Origin of the sequence: Frankia sp. CcI156, assembly GCF_001983015.1 — a bacterium.
GTDB lineage: Bacteria > Actinomycetota > Actinomycetes > Frankiales > Frankiaceae > Frankia > Frankia casuarinae.
The window spans coordinates 1-9,857 of record NZ_MOMD01000097.1; the positions used below are offsets into that span (position 1 = coordinate 1).

At 65.1% G+C, this 9,857-nt stretch carries 6 protein-coding genes; all 6 read right to left on the minus strand.

Annotation, left to right across the window (positions count from 1 at the left end):
- On the minus strand, nt 1–1,587 hold a 1,587-nt coding region (locus tag CcI156_RS22955; protein ID WP_139341581.1), incomplete at its 3' end, for a condensation domain-containing protein.
- 46 nt (nt 1,588–1,633) lie between these two features.
- Complete coding sequence (locus tag CcI156_RS22960) at nt 1,634–3,550, minus strand: ABC transporter ATP-binding protein (protein ID WP_076808166.1); 1,917 nt, start codon at nt 3,548–3,550, stop codon at nt 1,634–1,636.
- A gap of 114 nt (nt 3,551–3,664) precedes the next feature.
- Nucleotides 3,665–4,711 (minus strand): alpha-hydroxy acid oxidase, encoded by a 1,047-nt coding sequence (locus tag CcI156_RS22965; RefSeq protein ID WP_076808173.1) that lies wholly within the window; start codon nt 4,709–4,711, stop codon nt 3,665–3,667.
- 14 nt (nt 4,712–4,725) lie between these two features.
- Complete coding sequence (gene aroH / locus CcI156_RS22970) at nt 4,726–5,088, minus strand: chorismate mutase (RefSeq protein ID WP_076808168.1); 363 nt, start codon at nt 5,086–5,088, stop codon at nt 4,726–4,728.
- 444 nt (nt 5,089–5,532) lie between these two features.
- Nucleotides 5,533–7,026, minus strand: a complete 1,494-nt coding sequence (locus tag CcI156_RS22975) for a tryptophan 7-halogenase (RefSeq protein WP_076808170.1) — start codon at nt 7,024–7,026, stop codon at nt 5,533–5,535.
- A gap of 560 nt (nt 7,027–7,586) precedes the next feature.
- A complete protein-coding gene (locus CcI156_RS22980; RefSeq protein WP_139341582.1) occupies nt 7,587–8,660 on the minus strand; it encodes a ParB/RepB/Spo0J family partition protein in 1,074 nt (357 codons plus the stop codon).
- Between the last annotated feature and the right edge of the window lie 1,197 nt (nt 8,661–9,857).

The window sequence follows — 9,857 nt, forward strand, 5'->3', positions numbered from 1 at the left end:
CCCCACCAACACCGCCACCAACTCCACCGACCGCTCCATCACCACCCCAACCCGATCACCAGACCGCACCCCAGCCGCCACCAAATCCCGCGCCACCCGATTCGCCGCCACCTCCAACTCCCCATACGTCACCCGCACACCCCCCGACACCACCGCCACCACATCCCGCCCCGCAGCCACCCACCCCCCAAACACCCCCGGCAACGTCCCCACCCCAACCCCAACCCCAGTGTCATTCCACTCCTCCACCACCCGCACCCACTCAGCCGCACCCAACACCGGCACCCGACCCACCAACACCCCCGGATCCGCCGCCACAGCCTCCAGCAGCTCCACCAGCGACCGGGCGAAGCCTTCGGCCGCCTCACGCGAGAAGACGTCCGGCCGGTGCGTCATGCGGAAGCCGAGCCGCTCGTCGGGCAGCACGGTGAGGCTGAGCGGGTAGTGAGTCGCCTCAAGCCCGCCCACCGCCTGACTGATCTTGAGACCGTCCTCGCCCGGAGCCCGCCCGGGCGAATCGGAGGGGTAGCTCTCGTAGGCGAACAGCGTGTCGAAGGTCGCCCCCGCACCGGCCARCCGCTGGATCTCGGCCAGCCCCAGGTACTGGTGAGCGATCAGAGCCGACTGCCGGTCCTGCAGGGCCGCCAGCATCGAGGTCACCGGCTGGTTCGGGTCCAGCGACACCCGCACCGGCACCGTGTTGACGAACAGCCCCAGCATGTCCTCCACACCGGGCAGCTCGGGCGGACGGCCGGCCACCATCGCCCCCAACACCACATCCGAGCGCCCGGCCAACCGGCTGACCAGCATCGCCCATACGCCCTGGATCAGGGTGTTCAACGTCAGCCCATGACCGCGGGCCAGGCCGCGCAGCGCCGCCGTCAGCTCCTCACYCACCGAGAAGCGCACCCGACCGGGTTCCGGCGAGGCCTGCGCCGGATCGACCGCAGCGACGAGTGTCGGCCCGTCGACCCCGGCCAGCTCCTCCTGCCACGCCGTACGGGCCTGTTCCCGATCCTGCTGCCCCAGCCAGGCCAGGTGATCCCGGTAGGGCCTCACCGGCGGCAGCCCGTTCAGTCGCCCACCGCTCCGGTACACGGCGAACAGCTCACGCAGCAGCACCGACAGCGACCAGCCATCCAGCAGGATGTGGTGGACGGTGATCACCAATCGATGCCGCCGCGCGCCGAACCGGATCAGCAGGAAGCGCAGCAACGGCGGCGCCGCCGGGTCAAACCGGCGGCCGTGCTCCTCGGCCGTCGCCTCGCCGGCCCGCGCCTGTGCCGTGGCTTCCGGCAGCCCCGACAAGTCCGTCTCCGACCAGGGCAGCTCCACCTGCCTGGCAATCACCTGTACCGGCTGGTCCAGCGCCGCGGGCTGCCGGAACCCGGCCCGCAGGTTGGCATGCCGGTCCAGCAGCCGCTGGCCGGACTGCCGCAGGATCGCGGCGTCGAGCGGACCCTCGATGTCCAGTACGGCCTGCAACGCGTAGACGTCGGAGCCCTGCTCGTCATACAGGGCGTGGAAGAGAAGCCCTTCCTGCAACGGCGACAGCGGCCACAGATCCTCTATCTCCAACTGAGCCACCGTGCTTCTCCTCTCGAGTTCCGCGAAGGTGTCAGCAAGAAGGACGTCAGGCGCCGACCCTGTCGTCGACCGAGTCCGTCGCCTGCCCGGCGAACTGGGTGAAGTACAACTCCGCATAGAGCCCGCCCGCCGCCAGCAGATCTTCGTGCGAGCCCTGCTCGCGGACACCGCCCGCGTCGATCACCAGGATCTGGTCGGCCTCCCGGATGGTCGACAGCCGGTGCGCGATCACCAGAGAGGTACGGCCTGCCAGCGCGCTCTTCAGGGCCCGTTGGACGGCGGCTTCGGACTCGGAGTCCAGGTGAGCGGTGGCCTCGTCGAGCACCACGATCGACGGCGCCTTCAGCAGCAGCCGGGCCAGCGCCAGCCGCTGCTTCTCACCGCCGGACAGCCGGTAGCCGCGATCCCCGACGACGGTGTCCAGGCCGTGCGGCAGCGCGGAGATCAGATTCCAGATCTGCGCGYCCTGGCACGCCCGCACGATCTCCTCGTCGGTCGCGTCAGGCTTGGCATACGCCAGGTTCCGCCCGATGGTGTCGTGGAACATGTGCGCGTCCTGGGTCACCACCCCGACCGTGTCACGCAGTGATTTCAGCGTGAGGTCCCGCAGGTCGTGACCATTGATCCAGACTGTCCCAGCGATCGGGTCATACAACCGGGAGACCAGATGGGTGATCGTGCTCTTCCCGGCGCCCGAGTGGCCGACCAGCGCGGTGAGCTTTCCCGCCGGAGCCCGGAAGCTGATCCGATCCAGCACCATCGCGGTGCTCCCGGTGCGCTCGGCGGACGGCAGCGCGATCGATTCGAGCGAGGCGAGTGACACCTCGTCGGCGGTTKGGTAGCGGAACGACACCTCGTCGAACTCGATCTCCGGCGCGGCCGACGAGGCGGACGGCAGCGCGATCGCGCCGGGGCGTTCGGCGACGAGCGGCCGCAGGTCGAGCACCTCGAAGACCCGGTCGAAGCTCACCAGCGCGGTCAGCACGTTGAGCTGGATGTTGGAGAGCTGGTTGATCGGGCCGTACAGCCGGTTGAGCAGGACCGCGAAGGCGGCAAGGGTGCCGAGCTGGAAGTCGTCGTGGATGACCAGAACACCGCCGATGCCATAGACCGCCGCGGTGGCGAGCGAGGCCACCATCGTCATCGCGACGAAAAACACCCGCCCATAGACGGCGGTCCGCACGTTGATATCGCGGACCCGCGCCGCCCGGTCCTCGAACTGCCTGCTCTCGGTCTCGGGCTCGCCGTAAAGCTTGACGAGGATCGCGCCCGCCACGTTGAAGCGCTCGTTCATCATCGTGCTCATCTCGGCATTGAGCTGCATGCCCTCCCGGGCATACCGCTGCAGCCTGCGGCCGACGACCCGGGCCGGCAGCATGAAGCACGGGACGAGCGCGAGCACGACTATCGTCACGACCCATGACAGGTAGAACATCGTGACTATCACCAGGACCAGCGACAGCGCGCTGGACACCAACACAGTCRGCAACTGCGACATCGCCTGCTGCGCCTCGATCACGTCGGTGTTCAGCCGGCTGACCAGCGAGCCGGTCTGCGCCCGAGTGAAGAAGGCGATCGGCTGCCGCTGCACGTGGGCGAAGACCCGGGTCCGCAGATCATAGATTATCTGCTCGCCAAATCGCGCGGAGAGCATCCGCTGAGCGATTCCCAGAAAGGCATCCAGAAGGGCGAGTGCCGCGACGACCGAGGCGACTACGACGACCAGCCTGGTGTTCTCCTTCAAAATGCCGTCGTCGATGAGGAACTTGAGTAGCAGTGGATTGGCCGCAATACTCGCGGCCTCGAGTGACCCGGCTGCCAGCAGCAGCACCAGGCGCCACCGATAAGGCTTGGCATAAGGCAGGATCCGGCGCATTGTACCCGGCCTGATCTGCTGCCGGGTAATCGGTCGGTCACCACCCACCCCGCGGATCATCATGGGGCCCGGAGCTCCGAGCGTCATCACCGACCTCCTAAACACGGGACCCGAAGTAGTGGCCGCGGTATCGGTTCAACCGTACCTAGYGGAGTTTGCGGCAACCACTGTCCAACTGCCGAAAACTCACGGTGAGCCGTATCAGTGCCCAATGAGGCCGGGATGGATGTCGGCCAGCGAAGGTGTGCCGGTGAGGGTCATCGCGTCGGTGAGTTCCTCGATGAGAATGCCCAGCACATGAGCTGCGCCTTCCTGCCCGCCGACCGCCAGGCCATGGAGGACTGGCCGACCCACGAGCACCGCGGCGRCCCCCACCGCCAGGCAGGCCAGCACGTCCCGGCCCCGCCGGATGCCACCATCGACCAKGACCGGGCAACTGCCCGCCACCGCCGCCACGATCTCCGGGAGTACCTCGAAKGTCGCGGGGACACCGTCAAGCTGGCGGCCCCCGTGGTTGGAGACCACGATGCCGTCCRCCCCCGCACGTACCGCCCGTTCCGCGTCCGAGGCCGTCAGGATGCCCTTGACCAGCAGCGGCAACGAGCTGATCGACCGCAGCCAGTCGATCACCGACCAGTCCAGGGTCGGGTCGAGCTCGGCGCTGGCGTGCGCGGCGGGCGAGGAGAAGCCATCCCCGTCGAGGTTGACCGGCATGATACCCGGAGGCAGCCGGAAGTCGTTGCGCACGTCGCGCAGCCGGCGGCCAAGCCGGGGCGCGTCAACGGTGAGGACCAGCGCATTCATGCCCGCCCGCTCCCCGTGTTCGATCAGCCGCTGCGTCCGGAAGCGGTCACGGAAGCAGTACACCTGGAGCCACAGCGGGGAGCCTGCGGCCGAGACCAGCTCCTCGAAGCGGCGCCCGGCCATGGTGGAGACGACGACGGGCATCCCGACCGAGGTGGCGGCCCGCACCGTGGCCAGTTCCCCATCTGGGTGAGCCAGCGTGTGGAAGGCCATCGGGGCGACAGCCAGCGGCRCCGCCCACCGGTCACCGAAGATCCTGGTGGCGATGTCGGGGTCGGACGCGCCGCGCAGCACGGTTGGCCGCAGCCGGACGTCGTCGAATGCCGCCATGTTAGCCGTGAGCGTCCGTTCCTCCCCGGCGCCGCCCGCGCAGAAGTCCCAGACCAGACGGTCCAGCCGGGCGCGGGCCAGGTTCTCGTAGTCGCCGAGCGTCAACGCGGTCATCCCAGCCTCCGAGATCACTGCGCCAGATCAGGGCGCAGCGCGCTCGCGCCGCGCAGATACACATGCCTGATCGGCGGGCGCGCCCCGTCGACCTCCACATGCGCCATCAGCCGTACGACGCGCGGCAGCGCCCCGGGCACACCGATCTCGCTGGCGCAGWTCATCGGTACCGTGTGAAAACCAGCCTTCCTGGCGGCCAGCGCGGGGAACTCGGCGTCCAGATCCGAGGTCGCGGTGAACAGCACACTGATCACGTCGTCGGTCACCAGCCCGTTGCGGATKAGCATCTCGGTGACCAGCTCGACCGTCGCCTCGAAGATGTCCTCTCGCGCGTTCGCCCCGACCTGCGTGGCACCGCGGATCGCTCGCACAGTCATACCCCGCAGCGTCGCTCGGATCCAGACTCACAACAATGGCGTCCAGCAATTTTCCGCCAGCGCCATCGGATGCCTTTTCGACAGTCGGCAAGAACGGTTAGAGCGATATAATCGTTCACGGGAGCGCTCCGTGGCCMAGCGACGGAAACGGACCTCCTGAAAGAGCCCCGAATATCGGTTCGAATCCGATTCCGGGTACTCTGCATCTTCTCTTCACCCGGGTTATACCCACGGTGGCTGACGGCACGCGGCCGATGTGGTTGCCCGACCCGGCACGGAGCCGGGCCGTGGAACTGGCACAAGGCCGTAGAACTGGCACGCACCAGCGGCGCCATCTTACTGGGCTGACATCCACAGAACCAACCGGCCCACACAGACAACCGGCCCACACATGGTGGACCATGTGTGGGCCGGTTGCTTTTGGACGCGACCGGTACGGCCGGCCTAAGCGTCGGTGGGCAGCCAGAACATGCCGTCAGCCGACGAGACCAGACCGCCGGGGAACAGCGGGGTCTCCGGCTCGGCGTCCTCACCGAGCAGCGCGCGCATCTGCATCTGCGAGCCCTCGTGCATGACCCCGCGGATCACCTGCGACTTCATGAACGGCACCATGCTCTCGCTGTTGTTGGCCACGAGCGCGTCGACYGCGGTAGTGAAGTCGGCGGTGTTGGCCTGCAGCCGGAGGGCCAGGGCGTCGGCGTCGGTCAGCGCGGATTCCCCCGACGACACTCCGCCGATCAGCTCGACGAATGCCTCCAGCTCGGGCTGGCTGTTCCCGGTGACCTTCTTGGCCTGCCAGAAGTAGGAGTCCTCGCTGTGATGCATCTCGTAGAACGACACCAGAAACTCGTAGAACACGCCGTACTCTCGGCGGTAGCGGGCCTCGAACTCCTGCATCGCGGTCTTCTCGTCCACAATCTCGGCGAGGACGCTGTTGATGGACCGGGCCGCGAGCAGCGCGCTGTAGGTCGCGAGGTGCACGCCGGAGGAGAACACCGGGTCCACAAAGCACGCGGCGTCGCCGACCAAAACCATCCCGGGACGCCAGAAAGTCGTCTGATGATAGGAGTAGTCCTTGCGTACCCGGAGCTGGCCGTACTGCCCGGTGGTGACCCGCCTGGCCGGCGCGAGGTAATCCGAAATCATCGGGCACTCCTCAATGAGCGCCTTCATGGCCTGCTCGGAGTCACCCTGGACCTTCTCCGCCATTTCCGACCGTACGACCGCGCCGACGCTGGTCAGCGTGTCGCTCAGTGGGATGTACCAGAACCAGCCGCTGTCGAAGGCCACACACAGGATGTTGTTCCGGTTGGGCTCGGGCATCCGCCGGCCGCCCTCGAAGTAGCCGAACAGGGCCAGGCTGCGAAAGAACTCCGAGTACTGCCGGGTGYCACCAACCCGATGGTAGATGCGGCTTTTGTTGCCGGTGGCGTCGACCACGAAGGAGGCCCGCGCCTCACGCCGGTTGCCGCCGTCGTCGGTGTAGCGGATGCCGACGACCCGGTCGCCGTCCTCGATGACGTCGGTGGCCGAGCAGCCCTCGTGTACCTCGGCGCCGACCCGGCGGGCGTTCCGCAGTAGAATCTCGTCGAATTTCGACCGTTCAACCTGATAGGCGAATGAGGTCGGCCCAGCCATCCGCGACGACACCGAGAAGGCGAACGTCCACGGCTCCGGGGTGGCCCCCCATCTGAAGGTACCGCCGCGCTTGAGCGGGAAGCCGGCTTTGGCCAGTTCGTCGGCGGCGCCGGTCAGCCGGCAGACCCCGTGGATAGTGGATGGTAGCAGCGACTCGCCGATCTGGTAGCGCGGAAAGTGCTCCTTCTCCAGGACAAGGACTCGATGCCCCTGCATGGCCACCAGCGCGGCCAGTGTGGAGCCGGCGGGTCCRCCGCCAACGACCACCACATCAAATTCCGCAGAATCTGTCACGGCCATCTCCCACCATTTTTTCCGAGCCCTTTAAGCCCGCTTGACCAAATTTTCAATCTAGTTTCGAATTTTCTCAAATAAATGTCAAGGACATTCTTCCGACAACGGCTCCGCCGCCTCCTGCGCGGCTGATACAGCCAGTACGGCTGGTTCCCCGCGACTCGGCGCCACCAGTATCAGCCGGCGATGAACATCGTGATCAGCGCCATGAGAACGAGCATGGTGAACGGTTCCCTGCCGCCGCGGCGAGCCCCATATTCAGCGCGATCAACGCCGGTGAATCCCGGTGTCCACCAGGATGGTGGCCAGCCCCCTGGTGGGGGTGCTGGTGGGAGTCCAGTCCGCTCAGCCGTGGCGCCGTGAGTCCTCTCCTATCGTCCAACCGCGCGATCTCGGCACTTGAACAGCGGCTGGCCATCCTTGCCGCTCGGGCATCTGCGGCAGACCGCGGCGTACAACCGGCGGTATTCCGCCGGCTCCTCCCGACGACGCCGGCTGATGGACGGGCTCAAACCTTCGAAATCGCCCCCGTATCAAAAAATCGAGGCGCTACATCCACTCTTTCGCTACTCTGCCTCCGAGGAGACACGATGCTCGCCGTCCCGGAGTTCCTCCGCGAGCAGGCACCATATATCAGCATACCCAGAGAAGAGATCGGCGATAGCTTCCCTACAGTGGGGTGGAACGTTTTCGATGATCTTTTTTTTCTCCCGAGCCGTGACCGTGCAGTAGCTCAGGACGTGAAGCACCATCCTTCCTACCTCGTTGTACCTCAGTGACGGATCCTTCCGCAGAACATCAAAGAGAGAGAAAAGTTCATCCAGCGATCTCCTCTCTTTTCGTCCCGAGCTGAGGCTTTTACGCATCGCCATGCGTCGCCTGAGGTCCACCGTGTCGACGTTCCGCTGCTTTACGGGGACCGGGCTTGCTCCCCGGAGAACTCGATTCTTTACGTCYGCCACCGTAGTCGGAGAGATTCCGRCTTCCCTTGCGATCTGCCGAAGAGAGGCGGCGGGATTTGCTTTGATCAGTTCGCTGGCCCGCTCCCTGCCCTCCACAAAGCTCAACGGCCTCGTACGCCCATCCATACCAATCCTGCTCGTGAACTGAGGGACACTTTCGRCCAGGCTCTGGCGGATTTCCGAGATTTTTTTCGCGGAAACTCCGACTACCGAGGCCACAGCTCTGTCCGACCACTGCGGACGGCACGCGAYAATACGCTTCGCAGCGGCCACCCGATCCGCCATCGTGAGCGGCAGRCCGTGCGTGACGTTTGCGGCGACCGCCAGGAGAAAAGCGTCTTCGACGTTGCCATCAAAGAACTGCACCCTGATATCTTCCTCACCACGAATCGCGGCGGCCCGTAGCCGGTGTATTCCATCGACCACCCTCATCGATCCCCGATGCACGATGATCGGCGGCAACACGGCTTCCGTCTCGGCCAGTATCTTGACATGATGCCCGACCTCGCCGGCCACGCGAAGCGACTCGGAGGTGGTGAGTGAATTTATCGGTAGTAGCTCAACGGTGGTGTTCTGTAGTTCGTTCAGCAGTTTTCTCAGATAGGACCAGCCATCGCCTCCGCGCCCTTCCGTCCCGTTTTCAGAAATCACGTGCTCTTCCTTCCTGAAGAGTTCCAAGGGATAAATTTACGGGTAACTGTGGCGTGGATGGATGAGAACTATCCGCGAGGCTTGAGCCGAAAGATTCCCTCGTGACGAAGGCCAGGCGAAAGGCGCTCCGGCGGGCTTCCCGGCAGGAGGGCCGAAGGTCCACCGGCCCGGTGGGCACCCGGGCCGAACGGGTGGGGATCGACCAGGCTTGGCCCGGAACGCCATCCGGGCTCGGGACCGGTGTCCACACCAACTTCGGCCGCTCAACGTGGTCACCCAGATGACGCCGCCTGGTTGATCTTGAGCGTTTTCATGAACCTTGCCGAAGAGCAAAAGATTACCAAACAACAACGAATTTGATTACACATGAGTATTAATCCCACTAGGGTGGGCACCTACAGTCGACAAAGAATGTGGGTGACGGCCGGCAGTAAAAATCCGTGCTGTCTCACGGGCGGGCCGAAGGTGAGAGCGGRAATCGAGGAAACGTAAGGAGGAACGAATAATGGACGTCTAGATCACCATAGTTCGAAGCCCCCAGCGAAGATCTTTATGGCGGCCTTCTGGATGGCCCCTCACGGAACCCCCCTCAAGAAGATCTGAAAAGACAGAACGATGCCCATGAGACGGACCTCACGCTAGCACCGATACCCCGCGCCTCGCAAGCTTTGTCCTCGCAATCCTTCGCCGTGGAGTTTGCCTAAAAACAACCGTCCAAATTGCCAGGTTTGTCGAGGGCCTCACGCTCTGCCACTGACTCGCCGGGCCACACCGGTAAATATCTCGTCCCCTGCTCGGATACCCGGGATGAATGTTTCATCATGCGACCACTGTTTGCGCAGGTAGCAGACTAGATCAAAGTTCTGGTTCCACCTTGAACGCCGTCCCCTTAGAACACGTTTGAGGTCGTCGTGCGATAACYCTCCGTACCAGCCAGGGCGTACGACGGGTATGCCTTGYCGGGGAGAGGCCCGATGCCGTCCGCCAGGAGCATGGGACGTGTCCATTCAGGGTGGGCGGCCGTAGCCCGCTGACTTTGGGGTTTGTATTGAGGAGGTACGTTGGGCTCGTTGCTTGGTCCTGGTGGTTGGACGTGGAGGATCATGGGTCGTGGCTGATCCGTCCATGTCATGGCAGGGCGACGTCAAAGTAGGTACGGCGTGGCGTCTTGAGTTTGTGGTCGGCTACTGCTAGGGGTCGGGCCGCGAAGGGCCCTGGAACGCG